Source organism: Alicyclobacillus fodiniaquatilis (assembly GCF_042678105.1).
GTDB classification, from domain to species: domain Bacteria; phylum Bacillota; class Bacilli; order Alicyclobacillales; family Alicyclobacillaceae; genus Alicyclobacillus; species Alicyclobacillus fodiniaquatilis.
Map to the genome: position 1 here is coordinate 395,937 of NZ_JBHUCX010000020.1, position 14,501 is coordinate 410,437.

The 14,501-nt window shown below is 51.8% G+C and carries 16 protein-coding genes; all 16 read right to left on the bottom strand.

Going from position 1 to position 14,501, the window contains the following annotated elements; genetic code table 11:
• Positions 1–10 precede the first annotated feature (10 nt).
• The gene (frr, locus tag ACFSB2_RS08190) at positions 11–568 is read right to left on the bottom strand and encodes a ribosome recycling factor (protein ID WP_377942532.1); all 558 of its coding nucleotides are present in this window, start codon (positions 566–568) and stop codon (positions 11–13) included.
• Positions 561–1,295, bottom strand: coding sequence for a UMP kinase (pyrH, locus tag ACFSB2_RS08195; protein WP_377942533.1), 735 nt, complete (start codon positions 1,293–1,295; stop codon positions 561–563). The genes frr and pyrH overlap by 8 nt, the downstream gene beginning before the upstream one ends.
• A 199-nt stretch (positions 1,296–1,494) precedes the next feature.
• Entirely contained in the window at positions 1,495–2,148 is a 654-nt protein-coding gene (gene tsf, locus ACFSB2_RS08200) for a translation elongation factor Ts (RefSeq protein WP_377942534.1), read from the bottom strand.
• A gap of 113 nt (positions 2,149–2,261) precedes the next feature.
• The gene (gene rpsB, locus ACFSB2_RS08205) at positions 2,262–2,960 is read right to left on the bottom strand and encodes a 30S ribosomal protein S2 (protein ID WP_377942535.1); all 699 of its coding nucleotides are present in this window, start codon (positions 2,958–2,960) and stop codon (positions 2,262–2,264) included.
• Between the two features lie 181 nt (positions 2,961–3,141).
• On the bottom strand, positions 3,142–3,837 hold the full coding sequence (locus ACFSB2_RS08210; protein WP_377942536.1) for a hypothetical protein: 696 nt from the start codon (positions 3,835–3,837) through the stop codon (positions 3,142–3,144).
• Positions 3,838–3,891: 54 nt separating this feature from the next.
• A complete protein-coding gene (locus ACFSB2_RS08215; RefSeq protein ID WP_377942537.1) occupies positions 3,892–4,380 on the bottom strand; it encodes a chemotaxis protein CheD in 489 nt (162 codons plus the stop codon).
• Positions 4,381–4,473: 93 nt separating this feature from the next.
• Complete coding sequence (locus tag ACFSB2_RS08220) at positions 4,474–4,956, bottom strand: chemotaxis protein CheW (protein ID WP_377942538.1); 483 nt, start codon at positions 4,954–4,956, stop codon at positions 4,474–4,476.
• 22 nt (positions 4,957–4,978) lie between these two features.
• Positions 4,979–6,967: a chemotaxis protein CheW gene (locus tag ACFSB2_RS08225; RefSeq protein WP_377942539.1), complete on the bottom strand. Its 1,989-nt coding sequence runs from the start codon at positions 6,965–6,967 to the stop codon at positions 4,979–4,981.
• 4 nt (positions 6,968–6,971) lie between these two features.
• Positions 6,972–7,598 carry a CheB methylesterase domain-containing protein gene (locus tag ACFSB2_RS08230; RefSeq protein ID WP_377942540.1) on the bottom strand — a complete coding sequence of 209 codons (627 nt, stop codon included), beginning with the start codon at positions 7,596–7,598 and terminating at the stop codon, positions 6,972–6,974.
• A gap of 30 nt (positions 7,599–7,628) precedes the next feature.
• Positions 7,629–8,849, bottom strand: a complete 1,221-nt coding sequence (gene flhF, locus ACFSB2_RS08235; RefSeq protein WP_377942541.1) for a flagellar biosynthesis protein FlhF — start codon at positions 8,847–8,849, stop codon at positions 7,629–7,631.
• Positions 8,849–10,891 carry a flagellar biosynthesis protein FlhA gene (gene flhA / locus ACFSB2_RS08240; RefSeq protein WP_377942542.1) on the bottom strand — a complete coding sequence of 681 codons (2,043 nt, stop codon included), beginning with the start codon at positions 10,889–10,891 and terminating at the stop codon, positions 8,849–8,851. Before flhA ends, flhF begins: the two co-directional genes overlap by 1 nt.
• A 6-nt stretch (positions 10,892–10,897) precedes the next feature.
• Positions 10,898–12,139 (bottom strand): flagellar biosynthesis protein FlhB, encoded by a 1,242-nt coding sequence (gene flhB / locus ACFSB2_RS08245; protein ID WP_377942543.1) that lies wholly within the window; start codon positions 12,137–12,139, stop codon positions 10,898–10,900.
• 6 nt (positions 12,140–12,145) lie between these two features.
• Positions 12,146–12,928 carry a flagellar biosynthetic protein FliR gene (locus tag ACFSB2_RS08250; RefSeq protein ID WP_377942544.1) on the bottom strand — a complete coding sequence of 261 codons (783 nt, stop codon included), beginning with the start codon at positions 12,926–12,928 and terminating at the stop codon, positions 12,146–12,148.
• A complete protein-coding gene (gene fliQ, locus ACFSB2_RS08255) occupies positions 12,925–13,194 on the bottom strand; it encodes a flagellar biosynthesis protein FliQ (RefSeq protein ID WP_377942545.1) in 270 nt (89 codons plus the stop codon). Before fliQ ends, ACFSB2_RS08250 begins: the two co-directional genes overlap by 4 nt.
• Positions 13,195–13,238: 44 nt before the next feature.
• Positions 13,239–13,940, bottom strand: a complete 702-nt coding sequence (gene fliP / locus ACFSB2_RS08260; protein WP_377942618.1) for a flagellar type III secretion system pore protein FliP — start codon at positions 13,938–13,940, stop codon at positions 13,239–13,241.
• Between the two features lie 67 nt (positions 13,941–14,007).
• Positions 14,008–14,499, bottom strand: a complete 492-nt coding sequence (locus ACFSB2_RS08265) for a FliO/MopB family protein (RefSeq protein WP_377942546.1) — start codon at positions 14,497–14,499, stop codon at positions 14,008–14,010.
• Positions 14,500–14,501 lie beyond the last annotated feature (2 nt).

The following is a 14,501-nucleotide window of genomic DNA, read 5'->3' on the forward strand; positions in this document are numbered from 1 at the left end:
ACGCATAAACTCAAACTTGCGTAACGTCCTTCTCCTTATCTTCCAACAATTTGTCAACCTGAGCAATGGATTTATCTGTAACCTGTTGAATTTTATCCATCTCACGCCGGATTTCATCTTCTGAAACGTCGCCGTTTTTCTCAGCTTTTTTCAATTCATCGTTGCCATCGCGGCGGATATTGCGAATGGCCACCCGCGCCTCTTCTGCCATTTTACGCACCTGTTTGACCAATTCCTGACGCCGTTCTTCCGTCAACACCGGGATCGACAAGCGAATGACGGAGCCATCATTGGCCGGATTGAGGCCAAGGTCAGATTTTTGGATGGCCTTTTCAATTTCCGACAACATGCTCTTTTCCCAAGGAGAGATGACCAACAAGCGCGGCTCTGGCGTCGTGATACCTGCAACCTGGTTGATTGGCATAGGAGAACCGTAATATTCCACGGTCACTTTGTCGAGCATCGCTGGCTGTGCCCTTCCAGCGCGAACGGTCGCCAACTCACGGCTCAGATTTTGTAGCGCTTTGTCCATCCGTTCTTTTACATTTTGAATGACCTGTTCACTCATCTTTAACACCCTTTCTGACAATTGTGCCAATCTGCTCGCCCAAAATTGCCCGACGAATGTTCCCTTTTTCATTCAATGCAAAAACCAACAACGGTATACTGTTATCCATACACAAGGACGTCGCAGTCGAATCCATCACGCCGAGCCCGCGGTTCAAGACTTCCATGAAGTCAAGCTCATCGTATTTGATGGCCTCTGGATCCTTGTGCGGATCTGCAGTATAGACACCATCCACGCCATTTTTCGCCATCAGAATCACTTCGGCCTCGATCTCTGCCGCGCGCAGCGCCGCTGTCGTGTCGGTCGAAAAATAAGGATTCCCGGTGCCACCAGCAAAAATGACAACACGACCTTTTTCAAGATGGCGAATCGCCCGCCGACGGATGTATGGCTCTGCCACTTGCGACATTTCCAAGGACGTTTGGACGCGTGTGTCCACTTCCATCTGTTCCAGTGCATCCTGGAGCGCGAGCGCATTTAAAACAGTGGCCAACATCCCCATGTAATCTGCTGTGGCACGGTCCATGCCGCGCGCACTGCCGGAAATGCCCCGCCAGATGTTCCCCGCTCCTACGACAACCGCAACTTGCACGCCGAGGTCTGCTACCTCTTTTACTTCGCGTGCAATCCCCTCGATGGTGATGGGCTCAATTCCATATCCTTTGTTACCTGCAAGCGCTTCGCCACTGAGTTTCAAAATCACCCGGCGATATTTCGGTGCCGTCAAGGCAGTCCCTCCGTCTCGTCGAGATTCTGTGTCCAGTTCACAACTGTCATAGGGCACTAGGGACCATGTGAAAACCCATTCGTTTCGAGCAACTAGAGGTTTTTCACAAGCCCCCAAGGCAGTGAATCTGGTTCTAATCCCGCTATTTACGCCACACGAGGGAACACAATCTGTGTTCCCTCTTTGCGCCACTATGCGATTAGCCGCGAACTTGAGCCATGACTTCGTCTACGAAGTTTGATTCTTCCTTTTCAATCCCTTCGCCGACGACAAATCGCGCAAAACGGCGAATGGAGATATTCTCGCCGATGGTTGCGATCTTTTCACGCAACAAGGTCTCGACAGTCTTGTCCGGGTCTTTGACAAAACTTTGTTCCAACAAACAGTTTTCTTTGTAGTATTTATCAATGCGGCCATCGACAATTTTGTCGACAATCTTCTCTGGTTTGCCTTCGTTCAAAGTTTGAGCGCGGAGAATTTCGCGTTCCTTTGCAATGACCTCTTCGGAAACTTCCTCGCGGCGGACAAACTGTGGATTGGACGCCGCAATGTGCATGGCAACGTCTTTCACGAACGCGCGGAAATCTTCGTTCTTTGCCACGAAGTCAGTTTCACAGTTGATTTCCACCAAGACGCCAATGCGGCCACCTGCGTGGATGTACGATTCAACCAGGCCTTCTGCAGCCACACGACCTGCTTTTTTCGCAGCCGAAGCCAACCCTTTTTCCCGCAACACTTCCATTGCGCGTTCGATATCGCCTTCAGCCTCGGTCAATGCCTTTTTGCAATCCATCATCCCTGCGCCCGTTTTTTCACGCAGTTCTTTTACCAATGCTGCTGTTACTTCTGCCATGATAGAAACCTCCTCAAGGTATGTACATCACTTTGTGAATACAGAACTGTGAAACGAAAAATCGCACAAAAAAGGTGACGAGAGCTTACGCACCCGCCACCCCCCGTCATACATCACGCAGTTGTCTCTTCCCCTTGCGTACCTTCCAAAACGGCCTCTGCCATTTTGCCAGTCAGCAAACGCACTGCACGAATGGCGTCGTCATTACCCGGAATTACATAGTCGATCTCGTCGGGATCACAGTTGGTGTCGACAATCGCCACGATGGGAATGCCCAATTTGCGAGCTTCAGCCACTGCGATGCGCTCTTTGCGTGGGTCGATGACAAACATCGCGCCCGGCATTTTGTTCATACCTTTGATGCCGCCCAAGAATTTCTCCAGGCGTTCCATTTCTTTCTTGAGCAGGATGACTTCCTTCTTCGGCAGCACATCAAATGTGCCATCCTCTTGCATTTTCTCCAGCGACTGCAAGCGGCGAATCCGCTTTTGAATTGTATTGAAGTTGGTCAGCGTACCGCCGAGCCAACGTTGGTTGACGAAGAACATGTTCGAACGTTCGGCCTCTTCGCGAACCGCTTCTTGCGCTTGTTTTTTCGTGCCTACAAACAAGATGGTCTCACCGTTTGCAGCCAACTCGCGAACAAAGTTGTACGCTTCTTCAACTTTGCGCACCGTCTTTTGCAAATCGATAATGTAGATACCATTTCGTTCCGTAAAAATGTAGCGCGCCATTTTTGGATTCCAGCGACGCGTTTGGTGTCCAAAGTGAACACCTGCTTCCAGCAACTGCTTCATTGAGATAATTGCCACAGAAATATCCTCCTTTAGGTTTGGCCGCCGAACAAGTCATTCGCGTAACCAACTCCAATGCTGGAGCACCTGGTCTGCGTCCTTGTCCGTGTGATTTTTCACGTGCGTGAGCCATTGCACTGCTGATTAATATAGCATACCCACCAGCCAAGAGGCAATAAACGTCACGGATTCGACGTTTTTACTCTCGTGTCGGTTCAGCCATGATTTGCTGGACATATGCGACGTGCGCTTCAGGGACATGTAGTTCAGCTGCAATTTGAGCCAGTGTGCGTCCAGCCGCCAATAAGTCGAGAATCGCAAAATACGTATCCTCATTTGCGGCGGGCTGTTGTGGCTCCACAGCGACATCGCTGCGCTTTACCCGTTCGCCGCGCCCCGTCTGCTCCGGCTGTTGCTTTGCCCACCCATCTACAGTTTCCAATGCCGCCATCTGAGTTCCGGTCGGAAATGAATCCGCTGGTGCAGCGGACGGTTCAGTGACAGATTGCAAAGTGTCACGCTCTACCGTGTGAGATGCAATTTTAGGTCCAGTTTGGATTTGCGACTGCTGCGCCAAGAGCGCTTCCACCTGCGCTTGCAAGCGCGCTTGGTTCTCCGTGAGCAGGGTCAGCTGTCTTTCCAGGCGCGACTGCCGGTTGTCAAACTCCACATAAATTTCGCGCAAGACGCGCACAGCCTCATCTGCTTGCGCATCTTCACGCCCGATTTCCTTTTGCGGCGCGATCAAAGAAGAGGGTGGCGCTGAAGATTTGATGCTCGCGCGAATCCATTTCCATATCCCAAATAATCCGCCATACTTCTTCCAACCACCAGTGACGACGTAAAGAATAAACATCAATACGATACACACAATGGCCAAAATCAAAGTTTCCATTTAAACAATCCCTGTTCTATAGATTCCAAAGCAGCCAGCACAGATATCTCCACATCAGATTTGGCGCAACTCGCCGGTGGCCGTGCGAATCACCAGACGACACGAGGGCATTTCAAACCATACGCTCCGCCCGTAATTGCCGCCTGTATCTGTTGAGATGACGGGAATCTCAAGCGCGTCAAGCATCTCTTCGATCGCCGCGATGTTGCGCTCGCCAATGCGCAAAGCTTCCGTCGTCAAATGGCGAAACATCTGTGCACCCCCCGCATATTTTGCCTTTAGACAAGCAAGGTTGACGCCGAGATCGACCAACGTTTCAAAAAGCCAGGAGATGCCTGTGTCTGCATACTTTTGCGGTGCCAGCGGCGCTTTTTCGGGGCTGTACGGCAACATAATGTGAACCATCCCCGCGATGTGAGTACAAGCATCGTATAGCACCAGGCCGACACAAGAACCCAATCCACGTGTAAAGATGCGTCCTTCCCCTTGAATGACGCCGCCTTCCGCAATTCCGATGCGCAGTTGCTGATTCTTTTCCAACATTTCAGGTACGCCTCAAACAAAGTTTGCGAAAATAACAGAGCAGATACGTAGTATTGGCCGTCCTCATCGCTTGTTTCACACCCTGTAGTTCACTCATCCGTGTACGCTTTTCTCCACTTCCTGCAATTGCTCAACTTCTACATCCGATAAGATTTTCTCCAAATTCAAAAGCACAAGCAACTGCTGCTCCAACTGCACGACCCCTTGCAAATACACCGCCTGCATGCCGCCGACCACCGTCGGCGCTGGCTCTACCGCAGTTTGCTCAATGCTCACCACATCATCCACAGCATCGACAATCAGCCCGACGTTCATCTCGCCAACCTCAACGACGACAATGCGTCCGTTGTCCTCATCCTCAGTCTTGATGTGGGTATTCGCCTTGACGCCAACTCTTTCCCGCAAATCGATGACCGGGGTGATGGTTCCACGGAGATTTGCCACACCTTTGATGTAGTTCAACGTTCTTGGCACAGGGGAAATATCGAGCATGCGCTCGACGGATTTCACTTGCAGTACATTCGCACCATATTGTTGTTGTCCAATGGTCATGACTACAAACTGCATCTCTGCCATTTTAGATCCTCCTTAAGGCGCGTCAGGCGCGATATTGAAAAAAATGATGAACATTGACGATGAGCGCAACATGTCCATCTCCCAGAATCGTGGCTCCGGAAAACAATTTGACGGACGCAAGATATTTGCCGAGCGGCTTGTTGACAATTTCTAGTTCATCTATCACATCATCGACGACCAACGCGAGGTATCGTTTGCCCTCGCGACAGATCACAACGTTGAACTCCTCACCTTGCTGACAGCGCGTCCCAAAAAAATATTGCCCCAAGTCAATCACCGGCACAATATGATTGCGATATGAGATAACTGGCTGTTCGTGCACAAAATCGACATCTGCGCCAGATAGGCGCGTCACTTCTTCAATGCTGCTGGTGGGCAGCGCAAACACATCCGCGTTTACCTGTACCAACATCGCCTGCAATATCGTCAATGTGAGCGGCAACGCGATCAAAAAGGAACTGCCCTGACCACTTTGCGACTCAATGCGAATACGCCCGCCGAGTGATTCCACTTTGCCGCGAACCGCATCCAATCCGACACCCCGCCCGGAGATGTCCGACACCTCCACAGCTGTGCTGAAGCCGGAGGCAAATAACAAGTCATAGATCTGGGCATCTGTCATCGCACTGGCCATGTCCGGCGATACAAGTCCCTTATCCATTGCCTTCTTCAGCACTTTTTCTCGGTCGACGCCTCGCCCATCGTCTGACACTTCCAAGTAAACGTGACTGCCGGAAGCATATGCCGAAAGGCGGATGGTGCCGCGGCGCGCCTTGCCCGCCTGCGCTCTCGCTGCAGGTGATTCCAATCCATGGTCCGCCGCATTGCGCAACAGATGCACAAGCGCCTCGCCCATCTCGTCCATAACGGTGCGATCCATTTCCGTGCGCAACCCGGTCATCTCAAAGTCAAACTCGCGGTCCAGCGTCTTTTGCAAATCGCGCATCATCCGGGGAAAGCGCTGAAACAACGCTTCGACCGGCATCATCCGCATCTGCATGACGCCGGTTTGCAGCGCATCGGACAAACGTGCAATTTGCTCACTGACTTGCAACAACATTGGATCTTCCGCTTGATGCGCGGCCAGTTCCAAACGCGTCTTGGCAATCACCAATTCGCTCAACACGTTCATAAATTCGTCGATCCGGCTGACTGGCACGCGCAACGTCTGCTCCCGCTGCTCATTTTGCGATCCACTTGCAACACGGGCGGATGCCTTCGACGAAGCCTTGTGTTCATGACTTGCATCATCTGACGGTGCTTGGCTCGCCTGCGCCTGCGTTGGCCAGGGGACAGCACGGACCGCTTCCACTTCACTGATATTGGCAATGGTCTCTTCCAGCTCCGCGAAACTGCCCTGCTGCAATACAATCGCGAGCAGAACTGGACCGTCAAAATCCCCTTCTTCCAACTGCTGCGCATCTGGAGTTGCTCCAATGCAGTCGCCTAAGTTCTCGATGGCCCGCATGACCATGACCATACGCACACCCTTCATCGCACATGACGGCGAGAGCAGCACCTCCAGTACCCCAACAACTGCTTCTCCAGTCGCGTCAATGTTTTTCAACGCTTGCAACACTTCTGGTGCAAGCGACCGCTCATCCGTCGTACGCGCAGGTTTTCCCCGCGGCGCCTCGGCAATTTCGGCCAGGGCGTTTGTGATCTCAGCGTCGTCCATGTCCGCGTCAGTCTGATTCGCGCGAATGGATTCCAAGTGATTCGCCAAGGCGTCTAACGCCTGAAACAGCACGTCGATCACGTTATCCTGAAATGCTTCTCTGTGTTGCTGTATGTAACTGAGCGCATCCTCCATGTGATGTGTCAGTTCTGCCATCTGAGCAAAACCCATAGTTGCGCTCATGCCTTTGAGCGTGTGCGCCGCCCTGAACATGGCTGCCAGGGTCTCATCTTCCGCGCCTTGCCGTTCCAGCGTCAAACACAGCTGATTGAGCGCGGTCAAATTGTCCTCTGTCTCCGATATAAAGGCATCTAGATACTGTGCTGTATCCACAAACTCATCCCCTTGTCCTCGTCTCGCGACAAGTTCGCAAATGCGTTTCTAAAAGCGATGCAATCTCCTGCCGAGGAAGCACCTCCATTGCTGCACCCGCCTCAATCGCGGCCTTCGGCATCCCGTAAATCACGGCTGTCGCCTCTGATTCGGCGATGGTCAGCCCGCCGAAGGCGCGCAGTGCCAACAGCCCCTGTGCGCCATCGCGCCCCATCCCGGTCATCAACACCCCAATCAATGTCAAATCGCGAAATGGGCTCATGGCCGCTGAGTGAAACAGCACATCGACAGATGGCTGATGACCAGATACAGGCTCCCCTTTTTGCACATAGAGTGCCAAGATTTCGTTTTGTTTACCCAATCGCATCTGCCTTCCAGCAGGCGCCACGTAGACCACCCCCGCGCGAACTTGTACACCATCTTGGGCTTCAACGACCTGCCAGCGGGAACAGTCGTTGAGCCGTCGCGCCAAATTGGCGGTAAACCCACGCGGCATGTGCTGCACCACACAACAAGCGACACCTGGAACGGGATCGAATGAACGCAACAAATCAGTCAAAGCGCTTGGACCGCCCGTTGAACTGCCAATCATCACCAGGGCGTGGACGCGGCCGTCAGACACGTGCTCCATCAGACCAATCCTCTTCAAGCAATGTATATCTCATGTGTGGTCATCCTCCTGGCACAAGCGAGCAAACAAATCTTGCATGGAAAAAATATCAATGTCATGAGGCACATTCTGTCCCGTCGTGATATAGGACATCGGCAAATGGTATTTCTCGACAATGCTCGGTATCGTGCCAAGTGTGTCCGTTTCGTCCATTTTCGTGAATAACAGCTTATCGACGGCAAGCGGTTCACACACGCCGACGAGCCTGTCCACATCCTGCGCTTTTGCCGTCAGCGCAAGCACCAGTATCGTTTCATCTGGTTGTAGCAATGTCAGTAGTTCCTTTGTGTCAGCGACGGTTTTCTCCTCGCGGAAATTGCGGCCAGCTGTGTCGACGAGGATTAAATCGCAATCGCGCAAAGACGCTAAGCTATCTCCAATTGACGCGTTGTCCTCCGCTACCACCATCGGCACACTGAGAATATCCGCATAGATCTGCAGTTGTTGGACCGCCGCGATGCGGAATGTATCGGTTGTCAGCAAACCGATGCGGCGTTTGCCTGCAAGTACGTGCAGTGAAGCAATTTTAGCAATCGATGTCGTCTTGCCGACACCCGTCGGCCCAATAAAAGTCACAATCCGGCTTTTTGTGTTGATTGGACTCGGCTCAGCAAACTGCGCCAAGCGTTCGAGTCCCACCTCACAAACAGCCTGACGCCACATCTCTATGTCTGCCCCAGCAGAAACCCGCATAGCCGCCGTATCCATCCACGCGTCAATCTGCACTTCTCTGAGACCTTGCTCGCGCAGCCATTCTGCGCAAGCCGTGCGGGCAGATAATGGCTCACTTTGAATCTGATGATTGTTTGTCATCATTGTTTTTAACGACGTCAATTCCGCCAGCACCTGTTTCATAGCATCATCGGCGTTCGTCGATTGTGGCGCTCGTGGCGTTTGATGGGCTTCGAACAGAGAAGAAACAGTTTTTTGCACATCGGAACGCTCATTTTCCCCGACAACCGCATCTGTCTTTTCTGGTTCAGCAGTTCGGTTAGGGCGGCGTGTTTGCGTTCCAGAGACATTTGGTTGGTACATGGGAATGTCCGCCCCCACAGCCGCGGTGACTTCAAGTTTGGTCTGCCACCGCAGCCCTAACCACTTTTTTACCTTGATCTTCTTTGTGCTTAAAATCACCGCATCGTTCCCCAGATCCCTTCGAATTGACAACACAGCCTCTGGCATGTCATTGACAACATAGCGTCGCACAATCATCAGAGGTTCACCACACCTCCACTCTGAATTTCAACGGTTGGATCCAACTCGTTATAAGACAGCACGAACAAATCCGGCAAATAACGCGCTGTCCATCGACGCACTGCCAAGCGCAGTTGCGGATGAATCAAAAGCACTGGTGTTTTTCCCAATGCCTGCAGCTTTTCTGCTTCTTCTTGCAGACGGCGAATAATGGTCTGTGACACTTTTGGATCCATGCCAATCAAGGTCGATCCACTGTGATTCACAAGCGACTGCTGAACCTTTTCCTCGACCGCCTGCGAAAGCGTGATGACGGACAGCGGTTCATTCGGCACCGCAAATTGATTGCAGATCTGCCGCGCCAACGCTTGGCGCACCTGCTCGGTCAGCGCATCCGCATCTTGTGTTTGACGAGCTGCATCGGCCAACGTTTCAAGGATGGTCACCATATCTCGTATTGAGATTTTTTCTTGCAATAAGTTGCTTAACACATTCTGAATTTGTCCCAATGACAGTGTATTCGGGTAGACATCATCAACAACCGCACTATGACTTGCCTTTACATGTTCCAAAAGCGCCTTCGTCTCTTGGCGTCCCAACAGTTCATGCGCATAACGGCGCAATACTTCGGTTAAATGCGTGGCGACAACAGACGGCGGATCCACCACAGTGTAACCATTTGCCTCTGCGACCACACGCATTTGTCCTGTCACCCACACAGCAGGGAGACCAAAAGCAGGGTCCTTGCCCGGCACCCCTTGCACAGCAGGATTTTCGACACCTGGGCTCAACGCGAGCCAATGACCCATGACAATTTCGCCTTCCGCCACCTGAACCCCTTTCAGCTTGATGGCATATTGTGTCGGTTTGAGTTGAATATTGTCGCGCATTCGCACCATTGGGATAACAACGCCAAGCTCAATCGCCAATTGCCGACGAATCATCACCACCCGCTCAAGCAAATCGCCGCCTTGCTTGCTGTCCACCAATGGGATTATGCCATAGCCAAACTCGAACTCAATGGGCTCAACCGTCAAGAGCGTGTACACGTTTTCCGGTTTTTTCGTCTCCGCCTGCTTCGTGCGCGCTGACTGTTCAATCTCCTTCACCGCTGTCTTTTTCTTCATCACTTGCATCCGCCAGCCGCCAATCGCAGCAGTCGCCGCCACAGGCAACACGGGGAGGATGCCGATGGGCGTAAATAGCCCTAACAGAAAAATGATGGCCGAAACGACGTAAAGCGCACGCGTGTAGCCGAAGACTTGTGTGATCACGTCTGTACCCAAGTTGGCATCGGAAGCTGCTCGCGATACCATCAAACCTGTTGCCGTTGACAACAAGAGCGCAGGTATCTGACTGACCAAACCATCGCCCACCGAAAGCAGCGTGTATGTATGTATTGCCTGCTGAAACGGTGTATGCTGTATGGCGACACCAATGATGAAACCAGCCACCACGTTGATGGCGACAATAAGCATCGACGCAATGGCGTCCCCTTTGACAAACTTGGACGCGCCGTCCATGGCGCCGTAGAAATCCGCCTCCCGCTCGATGTTGCGCCGTCGCAAACGCGCTTGCTCTTCAGTGATGAGACCCGCGTTCATATCCGCGTCAATGGCAATCTGCTTACCTGGCATCGCGTCCAATGTAAAACGGGCCGCCACTTCGGCAACACGCTCTGCGCCGCGCGTGATGACAATGAACTGCACAATGACGATGATCAAAAAGACAATAAATCCGACGACTGCATTGCCACCGATGACAAACTCACCAAATGTATTGATGACTTGCCCGGCATCCCCCTGGCCCAAGATGAGTCGCGTCGACGAAATGTTCAGCGCCAGCCGATACAGTGTGGTAATGAGGAGCATCGATGGAAAAACGGAAAAATCCAGCGGCTCTTTCGAGCCCATCGCCACCACCAAAATGGTCATTGAAACGAAGATATTGACGATGAGCAAAACGTCCAACAACGCCTTTGGAATGGGAATGACCATCATGACAATGACGCACAGGACAAAAATGATTACCAATAAATCGGCTCTCTTTGACAATTTCACCGAACATCACCTCCTTGACATCTGGCGCAGGCGGTAGACATATGCCAGCACTTCCGCGACGGCCTTATAAAGTTCCGCAGGTACAGCTCCACCAACCTCCACACTCTTGTACAACGTCTGAGCGAGCGGCCGATTCTCAACCAGCGGTACCCCTGCCGATGCCGCCCGTTCCTTGAGCCGCTGCGCGAGCATATCTGCACCCTTGGCGATCACAGTTGGCGCGGACATCATTTGCGCATCATATTTCAGGGCGACGGCAAAGTGCGTCGGGTTGGTCACAATGACGTCCGCTTTTGGCACTTCCTCCATCATGCGCCGAAAGGCAATCTGCCGCGCGCGCCTTCGGATGGCCCCTTTTATCTCCGGGTTTCCTTCCATCTGCTTCATTTCATCCTTGACTTCCTGCTTGGTCATTCTGAGTTTCTTTTCATACTCAAAACGCTGAAACAAGAAATCAAAGAAAGCCAGCGCAACCATCAGCGCAGCGATTTTCATCCCCAAGTTAAACACCATGCCGCCAACCAAGCCCGGCAACTGGTTGACATCCTCTTGGGTAAAACCGCGTATTTGTGAGATCATCTGCACCACCCCAAAGTAACTGATGGCGCCGATCACACATAACTTGACAATCGACTTTATCATCTCTACCAGCGAATGTGTACTGAAAAGTCGTTGAAAGCCAGCCAAAGGCTGGATACGGCTAAATTTGGGAGCCAGAAGCTTGAACACAAACATCGGCCGAACCTGAATGACTGCCACAGCACCCCCCGTCACCAAAGCCATACCCACGACGGGAAACAACAATTTGACCGCTTCCATCCCCTGCATGAGAAACAATTCAGTCACGGTGCTCGACGTCCAGTCGCTGGGTACGGGCATCGTAAAATCGGTGTGCATCAGACTCATCCAACCGTTCCAAATCAAGGTGCCGCTGAATCGCAGCACAACTAGAATGGCAGCCAGCGCCACAGCCGAAGTCAGTTCCGAACTGCGCGCAACATTCCCCTCTTTGCGCGCCTCTTCCCGCTTTTTTGGTGTTGCTTTTTCCGTCTTCTCTCCGGCAAAACGTTGCAAATTGAGCGGTGCCAATTCCTTGGGTGCATGCTCAAAAAGCGTCTGATGGTTCTCCCATTTTTCGGACATGCATGTACCCCGAAAACAAAGCCGACACTTGGATACAGCGCCATCCGCGATGCATTGATTGACCGGTTTTTTCATGGTGCTGTTGGTGCTGGAAGCATCACGCATGGCGACCTACCCCCCCATCAGCTGCAACACAGATTGCAACTCGTTAAACAAAAAGAAGAAAATCCGATTAAAGAGATATACGATACCAGGCATGACGACTGCAAACATCGCCAATCCGGCAAACAGCTTGACTGGCAGACCGACGACAAAGACGTTCATTTGCGGCACAGCGCGGGACAAAAAAGCGAATGTCACATCACTTAGAAACAACGTCGTCAAGAGCGGTGCCGCCAACTCTACAGCCATGGACATCACCAAACCCATCAGTTGCAACAAAAAACTAGGCCAATTCGCAGGCAAGTGCAATGCGCCAATGGGCACCACAGTGAAACTGTGCATAATGGCCAGCATCATGCCGTCCAGTCCGCCCATACCGAGAAAATACAAAGTGAATAACAGATTATAGAGATTGCCAAACAACCCTAATGCAGCAGTTGAACCTGGCGCCAACAACTGCGCGCTTGCAAAGCCGATTTGTAAATCGGTGATTTGGCCAGCGACGGATATCACAGAGAACACCATCGTCGCAATGAAGCCAAGTACAAGTCCCACCATGACCTGCAACACAAGGTCGACAATAAAGCCGCTGGGATCCGTCGTCATACTCGGCACCGTCGTCGTGATGGTCGGCGCAACCACGTACGACAGTCCAAAAGCAAATCCGATTTTTGCCCAAACCGGCCAGACGTTCAGCGATAAGAGCGGTGATGCTGAAACAAACGCGAGCGTACGCATGCTGACAAGCAAAAACAAATTAAAATGTAAAAGAATATCATTAACGCCGTTCACATTACATAACTCATCAGATGAGACATGATGTTACTTGTAAAATCAAGCAAATTCGTCAGCATCCACGGCCCAAAGACAAGCAGCGCGACAATCACTGCGATGATTTTGGGCACAAACGAGAGCGTCTGCTCCTGAATCTGCGTCGTAGCCTGAAAAATACTGACTAACAAACCGACAGCGAGTCCTAAGAGGAGTATTGGCGCAGTGATTTTGACAATCAACCACATGACTTGCGTACCAAGTCCAATGACAAACGAATCTGGCATAATTCCTTCCTCCCTCGCTTTGGTTTCCCTGCAAAGGACTCCATCTATGTGCTATAGCCTGATAAAAGCGATTGTACGACCAGATACCAACCATTGACCATTACAAATAGAAGGATCTTAAATGGAAGCGATATGACAACAGGCGGCAACATCATCATCCCCATGGACATGAGCGTCGTAGCCACAACGAGATCGATCACAAGAAAAGGAAGAAAAATCATAAATCCGATTTGAAACGCCGTTTTCAACTCGCTGATGGTATACGCTGGGACCAAGGCGCTGAGCGGTATCTTGCGTGGATCCTTCGGCTCTTTTTCATGACGATATTGAAGAAACAGCTCCAAATCAGCCGACCTGGTCTGCTTCGCCATGAATACTTTGAACGGCGCCTCTGCGCGCTGAAAAGCTACTGTCTGCGAAATTTTTCCTTGCAAATACGGCTGTAACGCTTGTTGATTCGCCTGCTGCAACGTTGGTTGCATGATGAACAATGTGATAAACAGCGCCAGACCGACCAATACCTGATTTGGCGGTGACTGTTGCAGTGACAGCGCGTTGCGCACAAAAGAAAGCACCACGATGATCCGCGTAAAGCAGGTCATCAGAATCAGCATCGCCGGCGCCAACGTCAAAGCGGTCAACAACAGGATGATTTTTACTGAATTTGCCACAGAAGACGGACTGTTACCCAGATTTATCCCCGGAAGTCCGAGATTGGTGGTGGTATTTGTCGCCGCCCAAGTCATCGCGAAGCAACTTGACAAAATCCACACACCCAGCGATGCGACAAGGACAATCCACATCCACCTGCGTTTACTCGTGTTGCCCACGCTTTGTCTCACCGCCCTCTTCTTCCCAGACATTTTCAGAGTTCTGTTGGCGCAAGTCTGCCAACGCGCTTGTCAAAGCCTGGCCAAACGAAGCGCGGTTCTCATGCTCGTCAACCACCGCATATGAATCTGTGACCTCTGCCAAGAGCTGAACATCTTCGCCGACACCGAGCAAATAGCGCTTGCCGCCGATTTCCACCACCTGCACCGAGCGATTGGGCGCCAATTGGCGCGCGGCAATCACCTGGATTGCTCCACGCTGCTGCACATTCGCGCGCCGAGCTAAAAAGCGAACCAGTAAACCAATCATTAAGATGACGACAACCAAGGCAATCACTAAATTGATATACATCCTTGTCGCCGAAGGGACAGGTGGCGCCTGATTCTGATTGGCGGCCGCAGCAGACGGCAATCCCACAAGTGCTGTAAGCGCCACTCCACCACCCATAAAACCGAAAAAAGTGACTCGTTTCATCG

Bases quoted from the DNA above. Each gene is read 5' to 3' on its own strand.
- ACFSB2_RS08265 (WP_377942546.1), bottom strand. From the start codon at position 14,499: ATGAAACGAGTCACTTTTTTCGGTTTTATGGGTGGTGGAGTGGCGCTT.
- tsf (WP_377942534.1), bottom strand. From the start codon at position 2,148: ATGGCAGAAGTAACAGCAGCATTGGTAAAAGAACTGCGTGAAAAAACG.
- frr (WP_377942532.1), bottom strand. From the start codon at position 568: ATGAGTGAACAGGTCATTCAAAATGTAAAAGAACGGATGGACAAAGCG.
- fliQ (WP_377942545.1), bottom strand. From the start codon at position 13,194: ATGCCAGATTCGTTTGTCATTGGACTTGGTACGCAAGTCATGTGGTTG.
- ACFSB2_RS08210 (WP_377942536.1), bottom strand. From the start codon at position 3,837: ATGGAAACTTTGATTTTGGCCATTGTGTGTATCGTATTGATGTTTATT.
- flhF (WP_377942541.1), bottom strand. From the start codon at position 8,849: ATGATTGTGCGACGCTATGTTGTCAATGACATGCCAGAGGCTGTGTTG.
- flhB (WP_377942543.1), bottom strand. From the start codon at position 12,139: ATGCGTGATGCTTCCAGCACCAACAGCACCATGAAAAAACCGGTCAAT.
- ACFSB2_RS08230 (WP_377942540.1), bottom strand. From the start codon at position 7,598: ATGGAGCACGTGTCTGACGGCCGCGTCCACGCCCTGGTGATGATTGGC.
- fliP (WP_377942618.1), bottom strand. From the start codon at position 13,940: ATGACTTGGGCGGCGACAAATACCACCACCAATCTCGGACTTCCGGGG.
- ACFSB2_RS08220 (WP_377942538.1), bottom strand. From the start codon at position 4,956: ATGGCAGAGATGCAGTTTGTAGTCATGACCATTGGACAACAACAATAT.
- ACFSB2_RS08215 (WP_377942537.1), bottom strand. From the start codon at position 4,380: ATGTTGGAAAAGAATCAGCAACTGCGCATCGGAATTGCGGAAGGCGGC.